The sequence below is a fragment of the Sphingobium sp. JS3065 genome (assembly GCF_026427355.1).
Lineage (GTDB): Bacteria > Pseudomonadota > Alphaproteobacteria > Sphingomonadales > Sphingomonadaceae > Sphingobium.
This window is the reverse complement of record NZ_CP102666.1, coordinates 56,420-81,622: the sequence shown is the minus strand read 5'-3', so window position 1 is coordinate 81,622 and position 25,203 is coordinate 56,420. Positions and strand designations below refer to the sequence as shown.

Here is a 25,203-nt window from a genome sequence, read left to right as displayed (position 1 = left end):
TCAGAATGCCCGCTGGACGGTGGCGGGATCATAAGGCCGGCAGACCCCTGCATAATCGCCGGATTTTCCGCTGAGGCTGAGATGGCCGCGAATGCGGTCGATCCGCAGCTTGGGGGAGTTGAAAACATTGACCTGCACGGTGCCGGTTATTTCATCCTGGCCCTTGACGACATCCCTGACCTCGAACCAGCCGTCTTTTCCCCCGCGGATTTTCGGCAACATGGCGCGAGGCATCCTTATCTGACCTGTCCCGTCGTCCGCCAGCTCGATATTGACCTGATCGTCAAAAGGAACGTCGCGGGTGCCGATCACCTGCCCCCAGGCCGATGCGCCGTTGCTGGCCCAAGCGGAACCGGAACTGCTGGTGATCCTGTTGGCCGAGCCATTGCCCAGGCAAACGAGATGGAGCGGAGCGGCAGCGGCGCCTGTCGCAACCGTCAACCCAAGCGTGAACGCGGCAAGCTTCAAAATCATCCTCCATGTCCCTCGCGAATGATATCGATGAATGAGGTAAATGCGAACCGTAACAAACTATTGAAGATGGGACCCCTGTTTGCGAAATGGGCAGGATGGCTCAAGCGATAGGAGCGGAGCAGTCCGTCCGCAGAGCAGCATTCCCCTGCCGCGCACCGCCTTCGTACCTGCTTTTGGATCCGGTCACGACAGGCCGTAAAGTGCCCCGCCCACCTATGCTCGCAGCGCCTGCCGCAGACCCTGGCCCTGATGCGCAAGGATGGCGGGCACGCCGTCAGCGGGGATGGCCGGCGAATAGAGAAACCCTTGTCCCAGGTCGCATCCTGCATTCATCAGATAGGCTTCCTGGGCAGCGGTTTCGATGCCTTCGGCAACGATTTCGAGGCCGAGCGAGCGGCCCATGCCGATGATCGCCGAGGCAATGACCTCCGCATCCCTCCCGCGACCGACCTGCCGGACGAACGAGCGATCGACCTTGAGGGCGTCGACAGGAAAGCGATTGAGGCAGGACAGCGAGCCATAGCCAGTCCCGAAGTCATCGAGCGCAATCCGTATCCCGCAGTCGCTCAGTCGCTGCAGCGCCTCTTGCACCTGGTCCGAACCACGGCCCAGAAAGACCTGCTCGGTGACCTCAATCTGCAGACATTGCGGCGGGAGGCTTCTAGACACCAAATGAGCGCGTATCGTCTCTGCAAAGGCCGATCGGCGCAGGTCGATGCCGCTCACGTTGAACGCCACATGGCCAAAGGGCACGCCTGCCCCCGCCCACCGTTCGATATCGTCCAGAATTCGCGCCAGCATGCGATCGCTCAACATGGCGCCCAGGGTCGGATCCTCAAATGCGGCCACAAGCGCCTCGGCGCTTCGTATCGTTCCTGCCTTGTCCCGCCAGCGGAGCAAGGCTTCAAAGCCCACGGTCCTGCCGTCGTACAGCGACACCTTGGGTTGATAATAGGGAAGGACCGCGTCGCGCTGCAGCGCGTCCCGGGCAGATGCGATCATCGCCCTGGGCTTTTCCGCTTCAATCAGCATCGCAGGCGAAAAGATCTTGATCTGGCTGCGGCCGTCCGTCTTGGCCGCGTACAGGGCGACGTCCGCAGCCTTCAATATGTCGGAACGTTTCCGTCCATCGCGCGGGACAAGGCTCGCCCCGATGCTTACACCGCATTCGACCAGCAGTCCTCGATGGCGCATCGGCGCCTCCAGCTGCCCGTAAATCCGCCGGGCAGTCTCGATCACGTCCGCTTCGCAGGCGGCGGCGATGACAAGCGTGAATTCGTCGCCGCCCGTTCTTGCCACCAGATCGTCTGCGCGGAGGGTCGCGCGCAATCTCTGCGCTACCGTGCACAGCAACGCGTCGCCGCAATCATGTCCGAAGCTGTCGTTGATGGTCTTGAAATTATCGACATCGACGATCAGCAACGCTGCGCCGGCCGATGCCTCGCCACGATCGAGAATTTTGTCCAGCCGGTCCTGCAATATGGTGCGGTTTGGCAGTCCCGTCAGCGCGTCATGCCGGGCCATCCAGATCGCCCGTTCCTCCGACACCTTCTGGTCGCTGATATCGCGCGCGACGACGACAAAGCCTTTCAATGCGGCTGCGGTCCGGTTGATGACAATATCAAACCAGGCGCTCGAACCGGAAGGACGGGTCAACTCGACAACCAGATTGGCAGGATCGGACCGGGCCCGCTCAAGCACCGCCTCAGCCCGCGCCCGGTCGCCTGCGGGAAGCATGAACAACCATGGCTCGCCATAGGCCACATCCTCTCCAAACAACTCCCGGCCCGGCGGGTTGGAAAAGATCAGTCGATGCGCCTCATCAAGGAGAAAGGTAGGATCGGGACTCGATTGCAGAATGGTGCGATTGAGCGACTGGCTGCGCTCGAGTTCGCTCAAGGCGACCATCCGGGACACGAGCATCTTGTGAAGGCCGAACGACGCGATAAAGATGGTCCATGTAAAGACCGGAAGCTGAAGGCTGATGACCGTCAGGACCGGTTCGGACACGAGCAACCCCGCGATCGCGCAGGGGGCTACCGTCGCGCAGACCATCAAGACAGCCAGCCTGGGCGTGCCGAAGTTCCTCAGGCATATCCCGCAGATCATCGCCGCCGCGGACAGGCACGCAATCGTTGCAAGTATCCAGTCGCCATTGAGGAGGCAAAGGAAGGTGCCAACGCCCACGGATGCGGACCAGGCGCAGGAAAGCAGCGCCGCAGCATGACGCGGCGGCTTCCGTTCCGCCTGAATCGCCTTCCGGCCCCGCACCAGACAGGTCAGGCGCATCACGCCCAGAACGGCTTCGAAAAGGACCCAGCCCGTGAAAACCGGGGTGGGATGGCGCCAGGCTGCGATGGCCGCGACCAACAGCGTGTTGAATACCCCGCCCATGAATATGGGCACGGAGGTGAACAGGCCGTTCTTCAGCTCGGCGGCAAGCGGAGGGGGAGGATCGAGTGGCGAGCCAAGCAGCCAGCTGACCAATTGTCCAGAATTCCGATCCATTTTTAGCGCTTTTTTCCACCCCGACCCGTCCGCTCCGCCTCCTCCGCTAAGGGAAAATCATTAACGATTCGCTCGAGCCTTCCCACGAGCCTGACCCGGCCAAGTGTCGGACTCGGGACGCGGTTAATTGCGATTGCTTGAAAAGGGCAGCGTCGTAGCCGCAGAACACATCCTTCTGCTTGTAAGCATCTGGCCGATCTCGACACGCGCCCACCGGACCGCCTCGCCCGTCCGACCGTCATAGTCGGCGGCCGATTACGGCTCTTCGTTCATTACGGCTTCAAGATAGGCCGCAACATCTTTCTGTCTCCAGACAGTCGGCGCTGTCATAGCGGGTGAACGTCTGCCCGGTCATCTGGCAGGCTCCTTGACTTAATCCCCGGTTGCAACGCTGGGCGGCCATTGTCGCCGTGCATGAAGGACACGCAAGATTCGCACGGCTTCTCCGGCCACATCATAAACCAGTATGTAGTTATGATGGGCGATCAGTTCGCGAGTTCCCGGCATCCTCCCCGGCCTTCCTAAGCCGGGGTAATCTACAAGGCGGCGCGCCTTATCGGCAAACTGGTCATCCAGCGCGATTGCAGCGATGGGGTTGTCCTGTGCTATGTATTCGCGAATGTGTTTCCGGTCGAGGCTTGCCGGGACAGTCCAAACCAGGCTCACGCCTCGCCTGCCATCCTGCGCCGGGTTGCTGCACGCCATGCCGCTGCTTCGGCTTCGACTTCATTACCGGGGATCAGATGACCGGCATTTGCCGCGTCCAATCCGATTTGAACCTCTTGCCGGAACCATGCGTCATGTGCCGCCACTTCCTGCTGGCGTTCGACATACTGGCGCATGAAGTCGCGGAGAAGCTGCGCGCCGGTGCGATCCTTGGCCTTGGCGGCTTGGGCAAACTCGCTTTTTAATGCTTCATCAACCCGAAAGGTGAATGTCGCTTCTGTCATGGGCTTCGCTCCATGTGTTACATGATTAGTGCATAATAACACACGGACGCTAGCACAGCAACAAGGTTGGGAGCCTGTTGATTGCCGCTGAGAGGTGATCTAGGCAGGACACAATTTCCACTGAGAAATGACCCATGTTGAGCTCACCCCTGACTTTGGGAGCGAGGGGTCATGGAGTGTTGGGCATGGCATTATTGAGAGTGATCCGGCGCCGGCATCTACACCGCGTGCCTGCCGCCGCCCTGTCTCCTTTCCTTCCGCGTTGTCCGGTTCAAGCCCGCCCGGCCTGGCGTCGCGGCCCGCCCACCAGCTCGTTGATGCTGGCGGCGAGCGTCTCGAGCTTGTAGGGCTTGCGCAGGATGGGAAATTCGCGCTGATCTTTCGGAACGAACTGCTCGCTGCTGTAGCCGCTGGCAAGGAGCACGGGGAGCCCGTAAACGGCCTTGATGTCCTGCGCCAGCTCAAGACCCGTCCGGCCCGGCATCAATATGTCTGAAAACACCAGGTCAACCGCGTGCCCCTTGAGCAATTCGAGCGCATCTTCCGCGCTGCTCGCCTCGAGCACCTCGCATCCCAGATCCTCGAGCAGTTGCCGCGCAAAACGGCGGACATGGTCGCTATCCTCGACAAGCAGGACATGCAGTCCCTTCGCCAGCACAATATGATCCTGCTCCTGTTTCGCGGCCGGCGGCATCTTGCCTGTGCCAGGCAGACGAATTTCCAGCATCGCGCCCTCACCGGGCGCTGACCGGAACGTCACAGAGCCGCCCGACTGCTCGGCAAAGCCATGGATCTGCGAGAGGCCAAGGCCCGTTCCCTTGCCCACCGGTTTCGTCGTGAAAAAAGGCTCAAAGACGCGCTCGGCCTGCTCGGGCGGGATGCCAGGCCCCGTATCGGCAATCGAGAGGCTCACCATCCCGGGTTCCACGGCACTGAGGTTATTCGTCGCAATTCTGATTTCGCCTCCATCGGGCATCGCGTCCCGGGCATTCAGGACGGCGTTGAGCACCGCTGTCTCCAGGCCTGTCGGGTCGATCTCGACTGGCCATAGCGCGGGAGCAAGGTCAAGCTCCAGCCTATATTGATTGCCAAGCGTGCGCTGGATCATCTCGGCAAGGGCATCGAGACGAACGCTCAGGTCGATGACCTCAGGCTCGAGCGGCTGACGACGGGCAAAGGCCAGAAGTTGAGACGTCAGACTGGTCGCGCGCTCGGACGTCTCCAGCACAGTTTGGAGATAACGGCTGCGCTTCTCCTCGGGCAGATCGGGCCGCCTCAGGAGGAGATCGGCGGTGCCCCGCACCACTGTCATGAGATTGTTGAAGTCGTGCGCGATGCCCCCCGCAAGCTCCCCAAGCGCCTGCAACTTCTGTGACTGCAACAGCGCCTCCTGGGCCTGCCGCAGCTCCTCCTCCTGCTTGCGCTTTTCGCTCGCGTCACGCGTGACCTTGGCAAACCCCCTATGCTCGCCAAGATCGTCGAAGACCGGGCTGATGACGACGTGCGCCCAGAAGCGAGAACCATCCTTGCGCACACGCCATCCCTCGGCCTCGAATTTCCCCCTTTCCAGAGCCTCCTCCAAAGCTGCGGCGGGCACTCCGCGCGAACGGTCCTCCTGCGTGTAGAAGCATGAAAAATGCCGGCCTAGTATCTCCGGGGCGTCGTAACCCTTGATGGCTTTCGCGCCCGCATTCCAGTTGGTGACGGTTCCGTCCGGACCGATCATGTAGATGGCAAATTCGCGGAGCCCTTCGACCAGCAGCCGGAACTGAAGCTCGCTCTCGACAAGCGCCTGTTCACGCCGTTGCCCGGCTGTCACATCGGCCGTGATCAGCACGAAACCGGTGAGATCGCCATGCCTGTTCCAGACCGGATCCATCACGATGTGCGCAAGAAAACCGGGGCCCGCTTTGCAAAGTTGCCAGCCCTGCGTTTCGAAGCGGCCACTGCGCGCAGCTTCAAGAGCATGCTGGGGAACCCCGGCTTCACGCTCTTGGGGTGTAAACAGGACGCTTAAATGTTTTCCTATGATCTCGCTGGCGGCATATCCTCTCGACCGCTCCGCACCGGAGCTCCAGCTCACGACATATCCCTGCGGATCCAGCATGGCTGTCGCCAGTTCGGCGCAGGAACCAAGCGGGCTATCGAACTGTTCGTTCACCTCGGACTGCTTGAAGGTGGGCTTGACCATCCTTGAACCTCGCAAAACCGACTCACCGAAACCCGCCCCTCCCCGTCAATGGAAGACTAAGGAGGATCGATCAAGCGCGGCGGCGTTGTGCGCGAGCCGTGGCGGCGGGTCTTGGCCAGCGGGATCCGATGTTTTTGCCAAAGCGCCTCGCTTGAAAACCATGCATCATCCGGCCCTGCTGACACCGGATGGAGCGCTCCCGCTCCGCATCTGGGCCTGCCGTCGCGCGCGCGCGATCGCTGCCTGCAGTTCGTGCTGACGGAACGGTTTGGTCATGCGCACGATATCGGCCGGCGTCGCATCAAGCCCGTCATAGCCAGAGACGAGGAGAATGGGCACCTGCGGATAAAGATCCGCCACGCGGTGGACCAGATCAAGCCCCGTCATGCCAGGCATGACATGGTCGGTTATGAGAAGCGCCGGCCGCAGCCCCTCCTTCAGCCTGACAAGGCACGCTTCTGCGCTTTCAACCTCGACGACCTTATACCCCTCTTCCCGCAACATTGCAGCGGTGCCCCTTCGCACCAGATTATGATCGTCCACCACGACCGCAATGCCTTCGACCTCCATCGCCACGTTCGCGATTCTGGGAGCCGGCCGCTGGGCCTCCACATCATGGGTAATCGGCAACCAGAGGCTCACCTGGGTGCCTGCCCCGGGTTCGCTGGCGATGCCGATGACGCCCCCAAGCTCCTGCACGACCCCATGCACCATCGACAGGCCCAACCCCGTGCCCGAGCCGTCGCCCTTGGTCGTGAAGAAGGGCTCGAGCGCCATCGTCCTGGTCGCCTCGTCCATGCCCTCGCCCTGATCGGCTACGACCAGCCGGACAAAGCCGTCATCCTTGGCGAAATGGCCTTCCGGGGCCGATGGATAGCTTGCGGAGATGGCGAGAACGCCACCATCGGGCATGGCGTCGCGCGCGTTGACCACAAGGTTGAGGATCGCGATTTCCAGTTGCTGCCGGTCACCCGCGACATGGGGCAGGCCGGGCGGTGCAGCAATATGGAGCTGGATCCGTCCGCCAACGGTGCTCTCGAGCAGCGACTGCATTCCCTTGAGGAGCGACCTGATGTCCATGACGGCATGCGCGAGCGGGCGCCGCCGCGCGAATGCCAGCAGCCTCTGGACAAGCGCACGGGCGCGTTCGACAGCTTCCATCGCCACCTGGGCCGGCGCGAGGGCAGCCTGTCCGGGAGACCCTGTCTGGAGGATAAGATCCAGGCTCGTCATGATCGGTGAAAGCAGGTTATTGAAATCGTGGGCGACATTCCCGGTCAATTGCCCCATCAGCTCGAGCTTCTGAGTCTGCATGAGGCTTTGATGCGCAGCTTCCAGTTCCTTGGTCCGCTCCTCGATGCGTGCTTCAAGATCGCGATTGAGCTCTGCCATTTCAGCGACCAGGCGCCCATGCGCCAGCGCTGTCGAGGCTGCCTGCGCCAGCGCCTCCAGAACGGCCATTTCATGGGCATCGGGATGGCCGATTGAAGCCCAATAAGCGCCCAGGGCCGCGACAGGCTCGCCATCCCCGATGGGAACCATCGCCATGCTCTTGACGAAGGTCGTCCGGTAGGCATCCTGCGGCACGCGCGGATCAAGGGTGATATCGGCGATGGCGGCGGATGTCCTGTTCTGCATCGCCCAGCCCGAAACGCACGTATCTTGCGGAAAGCGCTGACCTTGCCACAGCGGCTCCATCGCATCTTCCGCAAGATAATGACATGCATCGCCCTCACGCAGCACGATCGCAATGCCATCGGCATTCGCCGCGGCGCGGGCCGATTGCCGCAGGATTGCCACGATATCCCCCAGATCCCGCGCGGCCGCCAGCCTGGCCATTGCGGCGGCGGCCTGTGACCATCGCTCCGCCAGCATTACAGCGTTTAATGAGTCTCCATCATCTCCAAGGTCGCCGCATTGCGTGTTGGTGTTCTGCATGATCTACCTATGTTTCTTATTGGCCCCAATTGCCGTTCGGTCATGCCACCCTCCGTTTTTCTTCTGTCATTTTCTGTTTTTCAAACAAAGCGTTCCTGATGCTTTTCCAAGCAGTCCAGGCTCATCCCGTCGCAAGATCGCCAAGGGGGCCTGCCATAGCCCGGGCCATCGAGGCTCATCCTTTCGTCATGAGCAAGGACCACGAACACGTCCCATGTGGCGGGCGCGTGGCCTGGCTGGCCATTGGGTTTGCGGTCTTCATCCTTCCGATCTTGCGGGGCGCGCGGGCAATCGCTCAGCGCAGCCTAAGGCCCGCCATATCCGCCGCTTCTCCAGGATGACCCGGCGCATCATGCCAGGGCACCGCCGGCCTTCGAGAAGGCGCGAAACCGATCCTGGAAATTTCTCAGCGCCATGATGGCTCGCGCATCGGCCGAAACGCCGAGCGCGCGCGTCGGCGAGGGGCGTCCGAAATGATAGCCCTGGAACCAGTCGATCCCGATTCCGCGCGCCAATTCTGCCTGATCCGCCGTTTCAACGCCCTCCACCACGACCTGCGGCGCCAGCGCCCGCGCCAGTCCGACAAGATGCCGGAAGGTCGCATGGCCCTTCTCGTTTTGGCCCGCCTGCTGGACGAAGCTGCCATCGATCTTGATGATATCAGCGCATAGCGCTCCATATTGGATGATCGATCCCCGACCGGCGCCAAAGTCATCAATGGCCACCTGGCAGCCCAGATGTTGCATGAACGATACAAATTCAGCGGCCTCATCAAGGGAGGCGAAGTCGGCCGTCTCGGTGATCTCGATCACCAGGCGGCGGGCCAGCTCGGGCTCGCGCTCCAGACGTGATCTAAGCTCACGCCAGCCGGCATCCCTGCCATAACGGTGGAGTGAGGCGCTCCTCGCGGAAATGTTCACCCCCATGCGGACGTCGTCGTCCGTCTCGAGCTGGTCAAGAGCGCGAGATACCAGCCGGCGATCAAGCTCAGGGGCGAGACCCACGCGTTCGGCAGCCCTGATATTGGCCTCGCAGGAGAACAGCGCCCCATCCTCGCCCGAGACGCGCAGCAATCCCTCGAAATACAGCAAGGGCGCCCTGTCTGCAGGGGAAACGATCGCCTGCCAGACAAGCATCGCTTCGCCACGGTCGATTTTCTGAAGCAGCTCCGCTGCCCGGCTCATATCTTCGCGATAGCGAAACAGGTGCCAGGGCTGTTGGATCTTGACAGAACTGCTGTCCAGCTGCCGATAGGCACCGGCCTTGGCGGAATCGATGTCGCCATGTTCCCGGTCCAGCGCCGCGCCGCCGATTTCCGGCACGACATAGAAGCATCCGCTCTCCGAGACGATCGGATGCGACAGCATATTGCAGGCAAGGCGATGGATCAGATGGTCGGGGCGCCCCTCCCCTGCCTCCCATTCGATGACAGCCTCGATGACGCCTGCCGACTCGAGTTCCGTGACGAAGGGTCGGCGTGCAATCCGGTGCATCTCCAACCGGAGACGCTCGAAAGCTTCCTTCCGCGCCGCAAGCCCGAAACTCAACTCAATTTCCTGCAGATTGGCTATCGATGCGACCAGGAGGAACGCTGACGGAAGCGGGCCGCTGTCATCAGGGCAGATCGGCGAAATATCCAGTGCTCCCACCTCAGATCCCTCCAGCACCCATCAACATTGATAAGGATTCGCATGTCTCTGATCTACGTTACACCTCGACCATTCCTTGTCTACTATTTGATAGTGTTTTGCATTGCCATGCATCCGATGGCAGGATATGCGACGAAAGGCCCGCTCATGGACCGCGTCGAGTATCCGCAGGCCTGCCACGCAGCACTCCTGAGAGCTCCGCCGTGGATCGGCCGGCTGTCTCATCAGGACAGTGACAGACAAATGAGGACTTCTGTGGAACCCACACATTGGCAGCTGGAACTGGCGCAGGCCGACATGGAGATGGCGGCAGATGAACGGGAACGGGCTTTGAGCGACATTTGCTGCCTGGTTCGCAGACATGAGATCAGGTTGCGGGAATTGATCAGTCATCTCCTGCAGGATGGCGATGGCTCTCAAAGATCCTCGACTGTGGAAAAAAGCGACTCGATCAATACCAAGGCAAGTCCTGTAGAAGACATTCACTGCTCGTTACTGGCGCATGTCGCTTTTGCGTCAAAGATTTTACGGATCCCGGAAAACAGGACGATGGCTGAGGCAATCAATGACCATTGACGCGTCACCTGATGCTGGTGAGGATTGGGACAGTTCCGGGGCAGCTCTCACCATGATGAATGGTCGTTCATGCGTGTCGCCGACCTGCACGCCTCAAGCAGGGGGACCGGTCTCCGCCTGCCCTGGCTCAACATGATGCCGCTCCCATCCACACATACGGCCCAAGCCTTTTGCCAGGAGAACAGGGATCTTGATGCCCGACTACCGCGAACATGGATGGCCAATGCCCCCACATCTTCCTGCGGATGAAGAATGCTCAGGCTCGCACAGGCCCCAAAGCAGGCGCCATCCCGCCCATGCGTTGCTCCGGGCGGACGATTATGCCCCGGACCATTCGCCGGACCTCGCCGAGAGGTGTGAAAGACTGGTGCAGCGGGTTTCGCGCTGGAGTGGACCTGTGCTCCTTGGCCTTGCCTTCCTGGGCCTGGGATGGCTGGTGACGCGGGGCTGAGTTGGCGGCGCACGGCGCGTCAGCCATTCTTCCTGTCCGTTAATCGGAACGCGCCGCCGGACCGCAGGTTCAGGTTTCGGACCAGAGGCGCAGCAGATTGTGATAGACACTGGTAAGCTGCAGCACTGCATCCTCGTCGGCGCCATCGAGGGTCAGCTTCTGGATTGATGTGTCGAGTTCGAACAGCATGCGCCGCTGCCGATCATCGCGTATGAGACTCTGTATCCAGAGGAAGGAGGCGAGCCGTTCACCGCGGGTTACAGGCTCAACGCGATGAAGACTGCTCGAAGGATAGATGATCGCATCGCCCGCGGGAAGCGCCACGCTATGCTCGCCATAAGTGTCGCTGATGATCAGCCGGCCGCCATCATAGTCATCGGGATCGCTCAGAAACAGGGTGCAGGAGATATCCGAGCGCAATTGCTCTTCCTCGCCGAGGCTCATCACGGCGCCGTCGATGTGAAAACCATATTCCCCGCCACCGGCATAGCGGTTGAAGCGCGGCGGCAGGATCTTGCGCGGCAAGGCCGCGGCGAAGAAAAGCGGGGTCCGCCTGAACGCGGCAAGTACCGCCTGGCCAAGTTCAGCCCTCAGCGGCGATGCGTCAGGCAGCTGCTGGTTATGCTTGACCCTGGCCCCCTGCGGGCCAACCGTCTCGAGACCGTCTGTCCAATCGCTCGCATCCAGCCTGCGACGAAATTCCGCCACTTCCTCACCTGTCAGAACATCGGGAATGTGCAGCAACATGGAAGCGTCCGATACATCAAGAAATGGCGGGGGATATCCCCCGCCATTGTCTTTTGCCCTACAGGAATCAGAAACGGAAGTCGGCGCTGAACAGGAAGGTCTGCGCCTGACCAGGCGTGTAGCGGTACCCGCTCTTGTTGATTGCCACGACATACTCCTTGTCGAACAGGTTATAGGCGTTCACGCGCAGCTTGACGTTGTCCGTCAGCGCATAGGACAAGATCGCGTCCACAACCGTATATCCTTCGGTCCGCTCCGGAGTGCCCACCGCGCCATCGGTGCCGCGATGCAGGCCGCTGACATAACGGACGCCGCCGCCGACCTCCAGCCCGAAGGGCATGCGATAGGTGGTCCAGGACGTGAAGCTGTCGTCGGGCGCGTAGGTCAGATTATAGCTGCCGTCGACCGCGATTGCTGAGCCGTTCGTAACCTTGGTCTTCTGATGGCTATAACCGGCCGATATCGTCCAGTCCTCGGTGATATTGCCGACCACCGAGAGTTCCACACCCCTCACCCGCTTCGACCCGCTCTGCACGTCGGAAGGATCGGACCCGTTGATCTCGTTGAGGACCTTGGTCTGGAACACCGCGGCGTTGACAGCCAACATGCCGTTCAGCGCGGACCATTTGACGCCGGCCTCGATGGTCTTGGCCTTTTGCGGATCGAGATTGGGATTGTTGGCGCTATCGCCCGTCGCGAGCGTGAAATTGTCGCCGCCCGGCGGCTGCTGCGAGAGAGCATAGTTCACGTAGAGGCTAAGCGGTTCTGCCGGCTTGAAGACCGCGCCCAGCTTCCAGTTGAAGAGCGTGTCGCTCGCGCTCAGATCGGCCGTCGTGACGATGGAATCGATCGGCTGACCGCCGCAGGGGACGGCTCCGCGGCCCGTGCCGTTGTTGCACAGCGCCGTGCTGGTGTAGCTGGTCTTGTAGTGATCGACGCGCACCCCGCCCGTCACCAACAGCTGGCCATCAAAGAATTTCGCGGTGTCGAACGCATAAAATGCCTGCGTGTTGGTCTTGCCCCGCGAAAGAGCGCCATTGCGCGCATAGCCAAATGCGCTCGTGTCGTTCCAGTTGGGATTGTAGAGATTGGCGACAGGCAGCGCGCCCGTCGTGCTGTTGCCGTAGATCACCTGCTTTTCACCCGTGATCTCCACGCCGACGCTCAGGCTGTGCTCCACAGAACCGGTCGCAAAATCCGCACGCAGATTGAGCTGGTCGGTCAGGATGCGGTTCCTTGCGTCCCTGATCGTGGGATTGCCGCGGGTCATCACATAGGTGGACAGGTCCGCAGGATCGCCAGCCGTGATATTGGCTCCCGTCGACATGAAGGCCGTGAGCAGATAATCCTGCTCCGTTTCGCCCCAGCGGGCGATGTTCGTCAGTTTCACGCTATCGGAAAAATCATGTTCGAGGATCAGTGACGCCATTTTCGCCGTGACATTGTCATGGTCGCGCCGCGTGCCGTAAAAATTCGTCGAATCAACCGGATGTCCGACCAGCGGCTCCAGCCCCGCCTGCGGCTGCCAGCCTTTGACGCCGATCGTGGGGACATTGCCGTCCGGGATATTGTCCTGATCGACATAAAGGAAATTGAGGAAGGCGCGGGTCTCTGTTCCAAGCCCCAGCCCCAGCGACGACGCCAGCCCCAGTCGCTTGTTGTTCACATGATCACGGCCAGCAACATCGCTGTCCTGCCAGACCGCGTTCAGGCGAAAGGCTGCGTTGGGCAACGCCTCGAGCGGCTGGTTGATATCGGCGGTCGCTCGCGTCTGGCCGTCAACGCCAACGGAAACGGCGCCCGCCAGCAACGCCTCCTGGGAAGCCCGCTTGCTGACCATGTTGATGGCGCCGGTTGGCGCGGTACGGCCATTGTCGGTCCCGGCAGGACCTTTCGTCACCTCGACCTGCTCGGTGTTGAAGATATCGCGGGAGATCGAGCCCAGGTCACGCACACCGTCAACAAAGATGCTGTTCGAGGTGTCGAAGCCACGCATGCGGATCGCGTCCCCGGTCGTCGTGTTTCCATTTTCGCCGGCATAGAAAGTGCCCACGCCAGGGCTGTTGCGCAGGGCTTCCGTCAGCGTCGTCGCGCCCTGCTGGTTGAACAGCTCCTTGCTGATCACCTGAATGGTCTGCGGTGTATCCTGCAAAGGCTGGGTAAATTTGGGTGACGAAACGCGATCGACCTTGATGCCTTGCTCGTCGAGCGCCGTCTCAGTGACGGTGACGCCGCCAAGCCGGGCGGCGGGCGCTTCCTGGGCGCCGGAATCCTGGGCCATGGCTGGCGATGCTGCAAGGCCAAAACAGCTCAGCGCAAGATAGGTTGGAGCGGCGGACGCCAGCGATGCGCGGAGACGCGACAAGGACATGCAATAACCCCCTTCGGACATGGATTGGAAACAGATGCGCCGCTAATGCGAGCTATTTGCATCTAATGCAACCCCCCTAATCTCCCGTCGCGAATGCTCGTCCGATCCTTGCCGATTGTTATTTCCAAGCGCGCTGAACGAACTTTTCAGGGCGTACTGCTGCACGAAGCATCGATGCGGCACCGCATGAACCGCCCTTCTCATGGCAAGCCGCTTGCCGATCACTGCAATAAGATGGCAACAAGGCCGTGCCTGAGGCGGGCTCAACCATGCCTTCCCCGCTCAATGTCACGGCCCGCAAAGAAGGGCGCCATAGCGCTCGACAGCGAAGCCGCCCTGCACCTGCGCACAGGACAAATCCCGCCCCTGCACGGCGCATCGTGCGACCGTCCGCCCATAATGGTCGGTGTCAATCTGGCGGCAGGAAACCGCCTGTCCCACCACCAGCGATCGGAGATTGCCTGTGCTTGCATAGGGGTCCCCGGGCGTGCAAGCGCGGCCGGGCCGGCAATGGCCCGGCAGCTCCGGCGCATCGATCGAGGATAGGCGAATGCGCCTCGCGCCGCACCGTAATGTGTCGCCGTCCAGAACCTGTGGGCTGACGCACCCCACCTCTGACGTCGGGTCATGACCGGTCAAAGACCAGTCAGGCAGCCTGCCTTCGAGTTGAGTGACAACCAGGCCTATGGCAAGGCCCGCGATAATCGCTGGTGCGACCAAAGAAAGTACCCCGCGGCTCCTGGCGCCCTGCTTGCTCCGGCGGCGACGAAAGGGCCTGACTTTGGCATGCCGCCGTCTGGGCGGAGCTCCCAGCATCCTGCGGAAATCGAAATCATTCTTCATGAGGGTCTTATCTACACGCTGCCGCCGTCTGTCATCCAGTCCGTGGCAAGACCCGATGATCGCTCATTGGCGCGTCCACATGAGGCTCAACTCGGCCCATCCTCTGACAGTCTGCAGGCAATCTGCCCGGTGTGGCCAACAGGTCGACATCCAGTCGGCGTTTCCGGCTCGTAAGATGACAGCTCGTTCGCTTGCGACAAGCAGACGCCGCGATTTCCAGTCAGGGCGATGGCGCCTGAGCAGGCATCATCCGGGTCAGGCAGCCTCCGCCGACGCCATAGTCTGGCCCGGCAGTTTGCACATCTTTCAGCGGCGGTGATTACGCACATTCGAGGCCGGGCCGACGACCCGCGCCCGCATCTTCCAAGCCTTCATGTCGATAATCTCGCAGCCGGACGCGGAAATCGCCTTTCGAGCCGCCGACCCTTCCTCATCAATCGCTACCAATCCTAACCAGGCTTTGCGCGCCAGCCCTATCACACTCAACACCGCAACGATTGCACTGCAATCGCGGCACCAATCCAACAGATCGCAGGTCCCAGGAACGATCGAAACCGATTGGCCCAACTCCAGAACCGCACGAAACAGGACGAGCCTCTCGCCAACGCGCAATAGTCCCGCGTCCCCATAGGCGACCCATGTGACAAGGGTCAGAAACGAAAATGCGAGAAGCTGCAAAAGCATGATGGACAAGGTCGAAGGCGCCGGTACGTCAAAAAGCCAGATGCCCGCCCCTGCCCCGGCTACGCCGACCCAGCAAAAGGGCCTGGCAAAAGATGCAGCGATATTCCGTCTCACAAGCAATCCACGCCAACGAGGTTATGCCTATCCGAAACCGGCCCTTCGATCCTGCAAAGCATGTCAGCCGCGATCTCCGCCAAGCCATGTCCGCCTTGGCCGTCCCGCCGAGAACTCCTGCAGCATCACGGCGGATCAATGCATGCCAACTCTGATTTCGGCTGCCCCGAACCGCAAATCAACATGTATCCAGGTTCCGCCCCGACGCCGCCAGAATCGCGCCTGTCTCGCATTTGAAGAGCTTTCTGACCTCCGACACACCGGCCATCGATCAATCGATTCTTTACCAGGACTTGCCATTGTCGCTTCCGCTTGTCCACCCGCAGCATAGGCGTTGCGGACAGCGATGGGGATGGAGCGAAAGCTGCAAGATGCAAGAATTCGATTCGAAGGAATTAACGGGCAGCCCCGCGATGCATCGTGCGGCTATCGAGACGGCGCAAACACCCTTTAGTTTACGCCCCTCTTGCAACCCATTAAAAAGTCTTCAAATATCTGTGCGGATCGCGGCGGCGAGCATGTCGTTAGATATATATCTCTGTGCTTAATTATATGTTAATAAATGGTTTGCAAGATGGGGTCAGCATCGTTATCTTGCATTCGTTGATTCTATATTTCGACTGCGAAGAAGTTGGGGCGCAAAATGGTAAGTATCGATGACGAAAAAGGCTCTCTCGTATCACTGACTGCTAATATCGTGTCGGCAAATGTTTCCAACAACCCCATGGCCGTTGGAGACCTGTGCGAAATGATCAAAAGTGTTCATTCGGCCTTGTCCAAGCTGGAATCTCCGGAAGAAGAGAAAACCGCGAAGCGTGATCCTGCCGTTCCTATCCGTTCCTCCATCAAGGAGGACTATATTGTTTGCCTCGAAGACGGCAAGAAGCTGAAGACGCTCAAGCGTTACCTCAGGGCCCGATATCAGATGACCCCGGAGGAATATCGCGCCAAATGGGGACTGCCCGCCGACTATCCCATGGCTGCGCCGAGCTACACGAATCAGCGACGGGAACTCGCCCACAAGATCGGCCTGGGCCTTCGGGCCGAGCCAAAGGGGAAGCGGACCGCAACCAAGCTGCCCTCGCCGGTGGAAAAGGATGCTCCCAAGCCCCCTGCTACGTCTTCCCGCCGTAAATCAGGGCGTGCGGCGAAAGTCTAGGCGCAAGGATTTTCGTTCCGATCCCAAGGGCCTCCCAGAGCCAGCGTTCTGAGAGGCCCACAGCCACCGCAAGAACCAGGAAATTCGACGGCCCTTGCTGGGCGCCCGAGCCTGTGGCGCTTTAGCCCAAAATCCTGTTCTTTTCCTTTTGGTGCCGCTCATCGGATCCGATCCAATGAGCCACGCTGCCAGCCTTGATTCAGGCCGCCAGCGAGTCAAACAGGCTCGCCTGATTGTCCCTTTCGACGATCTCCAATTTACCCGGGACATAACAGCCCGCCGCTCTCAAGCCGCCGACCGTGCTGGCGTCGATATGAACCTGGAACGCACCCAGCAATGTGTCCCCCACCGGGCGCCCCAATCCCAGCGGCTCACAATCCCAGCCCATGGACATGAGCTGCCGGGACCAAACCAATTCCATCACCGTCGTATAGGCCGTGATACCCGTTAACAGCCCATATTCCACAAGCGCGCTCGCCAATTGACGGCTGACCATCCGCCGCTCGCGCAGGCGCAGGCCTGGCGAGATACACAGCTGCGTTACCTCCCGAATGGAAAGTCCGCTGGGCGCAGGCGTGTCACACAGGTCTGGAAATACAGAACCCAATATGTGAGGCCGATCCGTCCGCAGCAACCGCAAAGATCCCATGCGTCTATTCGTCAGGGGATCGCGTACCACCAGATATTCGGCGAATTTGTCGTCATACTCATCTGGGTCGAAGGGAAGCTCGGTTATCGCATCGACCGGAACGAGATCGCACGAAGCGCTATCTCTTTGCCAGCAGTTGGCGCAGGCGGCAGGCAGAGCCTTTCTGTCGCAGACGATGTTGACCAATCGTGGCGCAGCAATTTCTGCACTGCTGCCACCGGAAGATAGCCCAATAGGGCGATTAGCACTTCCCATCCGCCTCACTCGCTAAAATTCATGAGAAAATCAGCGCTCCGCGGTCGGTCACGCCCATCTGTCGTTCGTCTTGAAGGCAAAAGAACCAGCGCACCGTCCGCTCGAATAGCCCGCCTTCCAATTGCTTCTTCATCCTTCAAACCGGCCTCGTCGCGTCCAACCCGCACGTGTCCGGCACATGGTTAAGAGGTCGTCCTGGTCCCGATACAATTCCGACAGCCTTGATCTTCAACAGAAATTCTTTGCTCGAGATAGCCTCCCGCCCCCTATCGCCAACCGGCTCGAGAGGACAAGGCGAAAACGGTCCCAAGAGGAAATTAACCCAGGATAGCCATGGTCAACCTTAACCTTGCATAAACGAGCCGCAGCTGATGGCCGGTCAGCACACCCGATTCACCCCAGCTCGCCCATTATTGCCAGCACTATGCCCGTTCCTTGCCGATCTTATGCACATCGTGCCAGCCGCAGCTCCGGATCCGACTTCTCGCTCAGCATATCGAGAATCCCATAACTTTTAGAGCATGGTTCGTCTGCCAGGCTTTCCCTTCCCGGGCGCGGCAATCTGCGCGCGCGACCGCCCTCTTCCATTGCGTCGAGACGCTACGGCAACCCGCAATGACGGGGAGATGTGATTGTAAACGCGCGTCACTTTGCCCTAGACGATGGCACGGAGGGTTCGGCCTTCGCAAAGGATCGGAATATGAATGAGACCCTGCCGCACGAAGCATTGGTGCTCATCATCGATGACGTGCCGGAGATCGTCGATGAGCTTGTCACCATGCTTTCGCTTCTTGATATCCCTGCCATTGGGGCCGGATCCTTGCCGGCCGCCATGGCGGCGCTCGAAAGCGCGCCCTTACTCAGGGCGATTGCTTGCGATGTCAGGCTTGCAAGAGAATCGGGATTGGAAATCCTCGAGCTTATTGCCCGACATCCGCACCTATCCACCCGTGCCTACGGTTTCGTGTTCATGACCGGAGATTCCATGCGGCCGGAGGTCACCCTCGCGCACAAAGAATATCATCTGCTCTCAAAGCCGGTGCAACCACGCGCGTTCATCGAGATTTTGCAGCGAATGCTGGCTGCCCCGGACGCTTCGAATGCTTGAGCGGTTTCAGCATTTAACTGGTGGCAACCTCGCGGCTCTTCCTGGACGCCGCGCGTCCATATGTCTGGCAGTCATTCTCATTGCAACGCTGAGCCTGACACCCATATTCGGCCGGGCGCCCGCCGCTACGCTGGTGTTTTTCCTGGCCTGGCTCCTCAAACGCCACTGGGCGCTGCCGCGGATGCTGCTGATCTTCGCGGCCTTTGCGCTCGCGCACATGCAATGGGCAGGCGGCCTCCAGGCCCTGGCCGCGGCCTGCGTTTTTCTGGTGGCCCACGGATTGCGTAAATGGGTTCGCCAATCCGCCGATGCGACCCTCCTGGCGTGCTGCCTGATTTTTCCAGTCATCCTCGTCGCAGGCTGGGCGCCACTCGAAGAGGCGCTGCGTTGGGCGGCTGGTTTCGCACTGGGAGCGGCCGTGGCGGATCTGGCTGTCGCTGCGGCCTTGCAAGACAAGCGCATTTCGCCTGACGGGGAGACGGCCTATCTCGCGCCGATCGCTGCTCTTGCCGCCATCATCAACATCCTCACCATTGTCATCCTCGACATAATGGTCGGCGCCCTGGCGAGATCGGTCGATGACAAGCTTGCCCTCACCTTCGCCTTCATCGGCGAGCGTCTGACCCTCCCGGCATTTTTGATCCTGGCCCTCTTGCTCCAGCTGTACAGCCGCCAGCTCGCGCGCGCGCTGGAGGCAAGAGCAGAGGTTACGCCCGCCTCGCTCCTGCCCGGAGAGAATGCCGCAGGGAACGCGGTCGCACAGGATAGCGGATCGGTGGCTTATGAGGAAAATCGCGGCGCCTTGGTGGACGCCTCCGGGACGCCCGCCTTCCGATCAATTTCGGGCATTTGCTTCGATGCGCACGCGGGAAGGCTCGTTTTTTGCGAAGACGCTGCCTCACACCCAGGCAGCCTGCAGATTCATCCCGCCGACGCGAGCCGAGTGATCGAAAGCGTGGGCCGCGGCGACACGATCCTCACATTCCGCGCCAGGACAGGCCCGGATTTTGAGCCAATGCTACTCGCCATGAGCTGCCGGACGGGAAAATGGCGATGGGAATCCGGCATCCTCCTCCACCGCGGCGATCAGCGCCACTATTCCATGGCGCTGGCGCAGCGGGCGCGCCATGCCGACCTTGGCGCGCGCATCATGGCCATCGCCCACGAACTGCGCCAACCGCTGTTTACAATCTCGGTGGCGGCAGAGAGCCAGCGCCTCATGCTCGCCAGAGCGGACAGGTCCGACAGAAGCACAGGCCAGATCGCGGAGCGGGCGGAGCGCATCGCCGAGCAGGTGATCCGCGCCACGGCGATCATCGAGCAGATCCTCAGTTATGGCCGCACCAGCGCAAACTCGGAAGCCGAACTGGACGTGGCAGAAACATTGCGCCGATCCTGCGCGTTTCTGGCTCCCCTGCTGGAAGAGCGCGCGATCGAACTCGATTTCTCGATAGAAGATGGAAGGCACTGCACCATCATGTCGCCGGTCGAGCTGGAGCAGGTTTTCGTCAACGCTCTCCAAAACGCCGCTGACAGCATCGTCAGCAGGCGGCGCGAAGGATGGACCGGAACAGGACGCATCACATGTTCCGTAGCGACTTGCGACGGCCTTGTTTCCTGTATCATAGCGGACAATGGCGCGGGCGTAAGCCCCCGCCATGCCGAGGCCGCCTTCAACGCCTTCTTCTCCACCAAAGCGGATGAAGGGACAGGGCTCGGGCTCTTCATCACGCGCGAGATCATTCTTCGCGCGGGCGGCAATGTGAGCCTTCGCCCCTCCTTGCACGAAGGCGCGCTGCTCGCGATCGAGCTACCCGCAACGGGCCATGCCGATCAGATGTCGTCGCGCGCCAGCCGGATCGTGAACTGAGCGAGGCCATGCTTTTCCGGCGCGCGGCGGAAATCGCCGTCGCCCGCGCGCGCAATCTGCTCGAGCAGCCATAAGGTTGTCTGGTCGATCGGACCGGCAGGGCAAGGCCTTGCGGTCTCATCCTCGCACCAGATAGCAATCACGATGAATGACGGGCTAAGTTCGGCATGGACATGGACGAGACCCTTGATCTTGCTTCCATCGGCCAGCACGAATGTTCCAAATGAACTCAACAGCGCCGCGACCGTCATCATCTCCAGCAGGCCATGCCGCCCGGCAAGGGGATAATCGAGCGCATCGCCGCCCAGGCGCACTCCGACACCGCCATGGCGAACATTCGAGCGCGTGGCGGCCACCGCCTGTTGCAGCGCGCTCTTGACGTTCAGCATCGCCCCTTCCCGGTCGCGGCCAAACCAGCGGAACAGATTGAGAATGGAGGCCGCATGCTCCGTTTGCGCGGCGATCCGGTTCAATCTTTCGTCAAGTTGCGCTCGCTGCGCAGGCGGCATCTCCAGACTTTCCATGATATAGCCCAGATTGCCGTTAGCCATGGAGATGACGTTGAGCGGTTGCGCCAGGTCATGAAGCATGCCGCTGGTCACCCGCCCCAGAAGGAGATCTCGCGAGACGTCAAGAACGCTCATGTCCCTGGCTACGGGGAAGCCGCCATTGGACAATGCAAGCTGTCTCACCAATGCAGCGCCCAAGGCCCCAGCAAGGACGTTGCCCAGAGCGATCAGGGCTGCGGCATGGTCCGGCCCCACGCTGACCGACAGGCAAATGGATGCCATGGCGCCCCCAAGGCAGATCGCCCACACGGGCCGCGGCAGGAACACGGCCGCAGGCATCCTCCTGTAGGGCAGGAGTGCCCCCATCAGGAGCATGGCCACAAGGAACCAGTGATGGCCTGGCGCGCGAGCGACCAGGCCCATGATCATGAGTAAACCAAGGCACGCAATACCGATCAGCGGCCAAAGCCGGCGGCGAAGCGCCATCAAGGCTCCCGCGCATGCCGCCCCGAGCGGCGTCAGGGCAGGGAGGAACTGCGCCGTGCCCGCAATGCCAACAACGGAAAAGGTCAGGACGGGCAGATAGACGCCGCGCGGTGCGCCCCATGTTCGCAGCTCATCCCTCACAAGATCACATCGCGCAGCGGCGCGCCCCAATAGGCTCCCAATCCCTGATCGGCGCCCGTGTCGCGAGCATCCCGCAGGTCCGCCTCCGAATCGATCCGTCCGATTGTCGTCCTGATGCCCCGCTGCTGGCACAACGCCACGATTTCACGCTGTAGCGCGCGTTCCTCCCCAGGCGGCAGGGCGGCGCCGCAGCCATCCAGCCTGATCTCGCTCAGCGAAAGCATGGTCCACGGCTCCCAACTCTCAGCGGCTTCACCGCGCCTGCCCAGCGCGACATGGAATCCAGCTGCCGCGCAGCGCTCCGCCGCCTCGCTCAGGTCCAAGGCACGAAGCGTGCTTGTGGCGAGCGCGACGTCCACAAGAAGGCCACCGGGATCCACCCGCGCATATCTCGTGAGCAGCTGCATTTCGCGAACAAATTGCGCGTCGGCGAAAATGGCCGCCGAGCAGGAAAAGGCAACCGGCACCTTCGCTCGCGCCCTGGCAAGGCGACCGGCAAGGCCAAGGGCCGCCTCTGCCGCCCAGATGGTCCCTGCAAAGCTGTCATGATCCGGCGAGGCGCCTGCGCCCTCCTGCCATGCCACTGCTTCATAGCCGACAACAGCATCCCCCCTCAGCGCATGCTTCGTCCGGAATATGAACCGTCCGGGCATTCGAACCGGGCCGTCCCCGGCCCGCTGGCCCACAGAACCATCGCTCCCATTCCCGTAATTCCGGAGAAAGGCAGCGACGCGAACCGGCGTCAACGGCTTCATCAGCGTTCCGATGACGCGAAGGCCGCCAACGTTCCTCACGGCAGGGATATCGGTTCCGTCATCCACCAGAAGGATGGCCCATGACACGCCTCTTGCAGCGGCGATCGCAAGATGCGTCTCCCAATCTCCCTGGTCAGCGGTATCCACCATGACCAGATCAAAGCAACGGTCTTCGGTCCACGCTTCCCACGCCGTTGCGCTATGGCCCAGAAGGCGCAGGAATTCCGCGAGTTCGACAGCCGCCGCCCCGTCATCGATCATCAGGAGGATATCAAGCCCGCTTTTCAGAAAAATGGCCTTCAATGCTCAGGTTTAGAGGGATGTCCAAGCCGTGACCTTGAAAAGCCCCAGCTTGCAACAGGAACGGCATGAATGCTCCCCAATACCCATTTTCATGTCCCGAACGTCAAGGATTGGGAAACGGTCATATAGCATCCGGACGCAATCATGCTTTCTATATACGCAAATCCCATGGAATGACCGTCATTTTTGCGCAATTCCGGCGTTACAATCAAAATGGTTCCATCTCCATTCCCTGATTCTGCGCTGAACGGTTACTTAACCGTGCTGAACGGCGACCGTTCTATTGATTCGTAATATTCATGCCCGTCGGGCGGATTTTTGCGTATGCGCAAAGGGGGGCCGAATGCGCCTGGGAATGCGGGCTAGAGTGACGGTTTTCGTCGGGCTGATGGTTGCGGCCTGTTTTCTGGTCCTCGGCATCAGGGAGCTGACGCGCACACCGCCGTCTCCGGCACAGGCTGCCAGTCCGTCCCGCCAAGCTGCGGCAACGGCGCCGTCGCCTGTATTTCTCTCGGCCGTGCGGCCCATCAGGACCGGAGAGACAATCACCGCGGACATGGTCCGCAACAGGCCAGGCGATCCGCAGCGCTATCCCTATGCCGCGACAGCCCCCGAAGTGATCGGCAAGGTCGCCACGCGTGACATCGCAGCCAACATGCTTGTGGCGCGCGACGCAGTGGGCGCTGAGACGAAGCTGGCTATCCGGGTGCCCATCGGCATGCGCGCGGTCAGCATCGACACCACCGCCGAAATCGCGGTGGCCGGGCTGGTAAGGCCAGGAGACCGCGTCGATGTCCAGGTGATCTATCCGGGCGCCGACGCCATCAGCGGCGCACGCGGGATGGGCCGAAGCCGCGCCGAAACGCTCCTCCAGATGGTTCAGGTCCTCGCTGTCGGCGAGCTTGTGGTCGGGACAAACCAGAAGACCGGCCCCGACGGCCAGCAGAGCACGCCGCAGCCTCCCGCCCGCACCGTCACCCTTGCCCTCACGCCCGAACAGGTCTCGACCCTGTCGCTCGCCAAGAGCACGGGAGGCCTCTATCTTTCGCTTCGCAATCCCATCGATGATCAGAAGGTCGCCGTGGCCGCGATGACCTCCAGGCCCTCGCTCGCCGCACCGGGCGAGCGCGACGCGACAGCACCGCCACCGCGCGCTGCCGCGCAGCCCAAACGCGCTGCGCGGCAGCCGTCGCACGCCATCGAACTGCTCGTGGGAGACCGCCGCGAGGTCATCTATTCCGGGAGCACTGCGCGATGAACAACTGGCGTATCGCCGGGCTGATGGCCCTTACCGCTCCCCTGCTGGCCAGCAATTCCGCTTGGGCGCAAGACGGGGAAACGATCTCTGTCCGGCAACAGCGGACCTTCTCCTATCCATCGCCGATCGGCCGCATCGCGATCGAGAAGGAAGGCGTCGTGTCGGTCGCCGCCCCGTCCGCAAAGTCGCTCCGCATCACGGGCATTGGTCCTGGCGAGGTGACGGTCAATGTCTATGGAATCAACGGCCGCCTGATCGCCCAAACGCCTGTAAGCGTGGTCGCAGCTGCCGGTTCGACTGGCGGAGATCTCAAGGCTCTTCCTGCCAGTTTCTCGACCCGCGGCGAGCAGGTGGTCGCGGTCGACGTCCAGTTTGCGGCCATTTCCGCGTCGACCCTCAAGGCCCTTGGTTTCAACTTCTCCAAGCTGAGCGGCGATCTGCAGGGCGCGATCGTCTCGCCCAGCACGTTGAGCAGCTACTCCATGTCGCCCAATCTGTCGCTCGAATCCACAGCGCCCATCCAGAACGCGTTCAATCTTTTCCTTTCCGCGCCCAATCGGGGCATTGGCGCCGTATTGAGCGCGCTCTCCTCCAATGGCCTTTCCCAGCTTCTGGCGCAGCCCACGCTGCTCGTGCGCTCGGGCGAACAGGCAAGCTTCCTTGCGGGCGGCGAATTCCCGGTTCCCGTTCCGCAATCGTCGGGCGGAGCCGGCAGCACCATTTCCATCCAGTACAAGGAATTTGGCGTTCGTCTATCGGTGGCCCCCTTTGTGCTTTCCAAGGATCGCATCGTCCTGAAGATCGCACCAGAGGTGAGCGAGCTCGACTATAATAACGGGGTCCAGCTTCAGGGCTATGTCGTTCCCGGCATCCGACGGCGATCGGCCGAGACCACGGTGGAACTGGGCAGCGGCCAGAGCTTCGTCATTGCAGGCCTGAGCTACAGCAGCAGCAACGTCTCCAAGGAGAAAACACCGCTGCTCGGCGACCTGCCGATACTCGGCGCCTTCTTCAAGCGCCAGCAGACCCAGAAGGAACGGCAGGAACTCATCATCGTCGCCACGCCGCGCCTGGTTGGGCCTGTCGATGCCAAGGATGCGCCGCCGCTGCCGGGAAGCGCCACGGCGTCGGTCGATCCGGGCCTCGCCGACATGGTCACTGGAGCAGATGGCGTTGAACAACATGCCGCCCCCTTCGGCGTGGTGAGGCGCTGA

At 61.3% G+C, this 25,203-nt stretch carries 20 protein-coding genes; 6 read left to right on the top strand and 14 right to left on the bottom strand.

Features of this window, described 5'->3' with window-relative positions; genetic code table 11:
- The 7 genes from NUH86_RS22385 to NUH86_RS22355 all read right to left on the bottom strand — a co-directional run bounded on the left by NUH86_RS22385 (position 1) and on the right by NUH86_RS22355 (position 9,608).
- Positions 1-474, bottom strand: a complete 474-nt coding sequence (locus tag NUH86_RS22385; protein ID WP_267253133.1) for a hypothetical protein — start codon at positions 472-474, stop codon at positions 1-3.
- A gap of 213 nt (positions 475-687) precedes the next feature.
- Entirely contained in the window at positions 688-2,982 is a 2,295-nt protein-coding gene (locus tag NUH86_RS22380; protein ID WP_267253132.1) for a putative bifunctional diguanylate cyclase/phosphodiesterase, read from the bottom strand.
- A gap of 372 nt (positions 2,983-3,354) precedes the next feature.
- Positions 3,355-3,687, bottom strand: coding sequence for a type II toxin-antitoxin system RelE/ParE family toxin (locus NUH86_RS22375; RefSeq protein ID WP_082165920.1), 333 nt, complete (start codon positions 3,685-3,687; stop codon positions 3,355-3,357).
- Positions 3,645-3,932 carry a CopG family ribbon-helix-helix protein gene (locus NUH86_RS22370; RefSeq protein ID WP_048574873.1) on the bottom strand — a complete coding sequence of 96 codons (288 nt, stop codon included), beginning with the start codon at positions 3,930-3,932 and terminating at the stop codon, positions 3,645-3,647. The genes NUH86_RS22375 and NUH86_RS22370 overlap by 43 nt, the downstream gene beginning before the upstream one ends.
- A 271-nt stretch (positions 3,933-4,203) precedes the next feature.
- Complete coding sequence (locus tag NUH86_RS22365; RefSeq protein WP_196227546.1) at positions 4,204-6,123, bottom strand: hybrid sensor histidine kinase/response regulator; 1,920 nt, start codon at positions 6,121-6,123, stop codon at positions 4,204-4,206.
- 165 nt (positions 6,124-6,288) lie between these two features.
- A complete protein-coding gene (locus tag NUH86_RS22360; protein ID WP_323749047.1) occupies positions 6,289-8,061 on the bottom strand; it encodes an ATP-binding protein in 1,773 nt (590 codons plus the stop codon).
- Positions 8,062-8,411: 350 nt separating this feature from the next.
- On the bottom strand, positions 8,412-9,608 hold the full coding sequence (locus NUH86_RS22355; protein ID WP_267253131.1) for an EAL domain-containing protein: 1,197 nt from the start codon (positions 9,606-9,608) through the stop codon (positions 8,412-8,414).
- Positions 9,609-9,752: 144 nt separating this feature from the next.
- Here NUH86_RS22355 and NUH86_RS22350 point away from each other — a divergent pair, with 144 nt between their 5' ends.
- A complete protein-coding gene (locus NUH86_RS22350) occupies positions 9,753-10,286 on the top strand; it encodes a hypothetical protein (RefSeq protein WP_196227544.1) in 534 nt (177 codons plus the stop codon).
- Positions 10,287-10,806: 520 nt separating this feature from the next.
- Here NUH86_RS22350 and NUH86_RS22345 read toward each other — a convergent pair.
- The 4 genes from NUH86_RS22345 to NUH86_RS22330 form a co-directional block, all read right to left on the bottom strand.
- Positions 10,807-11,484, bottom strand: a complete 678-nt coding sequence (locus NUH86_RS22345; RefSeq protein WP_196227543.1) for a Fe2+-dependent dioxygenase — start codon at positions 11,482-11,484, stop codon at positions 10,807-10,809.
- Positions 11,485-11,551: 67 nt separating this feature from the next.
- The gene (locus tag NUH86_RS22340) at positions 11,552-13,855 is read right to left on the bottom strand and encodes a catecholate siderophore receptor Fiu (protein ID WP_267253130.1); all 2,304 of its coding nucleotides are present in this window, start codon (positions 13,853-13,855) and stop codon (positions 11,552-11,554) included.
- A gap of 288 nt (positions 13,856-14,143) precedes the next feature.
- On the bottom strand, positions 14,144-14,671 hold the full coding sequence (locus tag NUH86_RS22335) for a thermonuclease family protein (RefSeq protein WP_082165933.1): 528 nt from the start codon (positions 14,669-14,671) through the stop codon (positions 14,144-14,146).
- Positions 14,672-15,004: 333 nt separating this feature from the next.
- Complete coding sequence (locus tag NUH86_RS22330) at positions 15,005-15,391, bottom strand: hypothetical protein (RefSeq protein ID WP_146001553.1); 387 nt, start codon at positions 15,389-15,391, stop codon at positions 15,005-15,007.
- A gap of 748 nt (positions 15,392-16,139) precedes the next feature.
- On the opposite strand from NUH86_RS22330, the gene NUH86_RS22325 reads away from it, so the two are divergent.
- Positions 16,140-16,655, top strand: coding sequence for a MucR family transcriptional regulator (locus NUH86_RS22325; RefSeq protein ID WP_082165919.1), 516 nt, complete (start codon positions 16,140-16,142; stop codon positions 16,653-16,655).
- 199 nt (positions 16,656-16,854) lie between these two features.
- Here NUH86_RS22325 and NUH86_RS22320 read toward each other — a convergent pair whose 3' ends face one another.
- Positions 16,855-17,490, bottom strand: coding sequence for an acyl-homoserine-lactone synthase (locus NUH86_RS22320; protein WP_048574867.1), 636 nt, complete (start codon positions 17,488-17,490; stop codon positions 16,855-16,857).
- A 769-nt stretch (positions 17,491-18,259) separates the two neighbouring features.
- On the opposite strand from NUH86_RS22320, the gene NUH86_RS22315 reads away from it, so the two are divergent.
- Positions 18,260-18,667, top strand: coding sequence for a response regulator (locus tag NUH86_RS22315; protein WP_048574866.1), 408 nt, complete (start codon positions 18,260-18,262; stop codon positions 18,665-18,667).
- Positions 18,660-20,537, top strand: a complete 1,878-nt coding sequence (locus tag NUH86_RS22310) for a sensor histidine kinase (protein ID WP_082165917.1) — start codon at positions 18,660-18,662, stop codon at positions 20,535-20,537. Before NUH86_RS22315 ends, NUH86_RS22310 begins: the two co-directional genes overlap by 8 nt.
- Here the strand turns inward: NUH86_RS22310 and NUH86_RS22305 are convergent.
- Together NUH86_RS22305 and NUH86_RS22300 are read right to left on the bottom strand one after the other, a co-directional pair.
- On the bottom strand, positions 20,501-21,673 hold the full coding sequence (locus NUH86_RS22305) for a hypothetical protein (protein WP_048574864.1): 1,173 nt from the start codon (positions 21,671-21,673) through the stop codon (positions 20,501-20,503). The two genes, NUH86_RS22310 and NUH86_RS22305, sit on opposite strands and share 37 nt — an antisense overlap.
- Positions 21,670-22,689, bottom strand: a complete 1,020-nt coding sequence (locus NUH86_RS22300; RefSeq protein WP_267253129.1) for an EAL domain-containing protein — start codon at positions 22,687-22,689, stop codon at positions 21,670-21,672. The genes NUH86_RS22305 and NUH86_RS22300 overlap by 4 nt, the downstream gene beginning before the upstream one ends.
- Positions 22,690-23,098: 409 nt before the next feature.
- Here NUH86_RS22300 and cpaB point away from each other — a divergent pair, with 409 nt between their 5' ends.
- Both cpaB and NUH86_RS22290 read left to right on the top strand, forming a co-directional pair.
- Positions 23,099-23,989, top strand: a complete 891-nt coding sequence (gene cpaB / locus NUH86_RS22295) for a Flp pilus assembly protein CpaB (RefSeq protein WP_323749046.1) — start codon at positions 23,099-23,101, stop codon at positions 23,987-23,989.
- Positions 23,986-25,203 carry a type II and III secretion system protein family protein gene (locus NUH86_RS22290; RefSeq protein WP_196227540.1) on the top strand — a complete coding sequence of 406 codons (1,218 nt, stop codon included), beginning with the start codon at positions 23,986-23,988 and terminating at the stop codon, positions 25,201-25,203. Before cpaB ends, NUH86_RS22290 begins: the two co-directional genes overlap by 4 nt.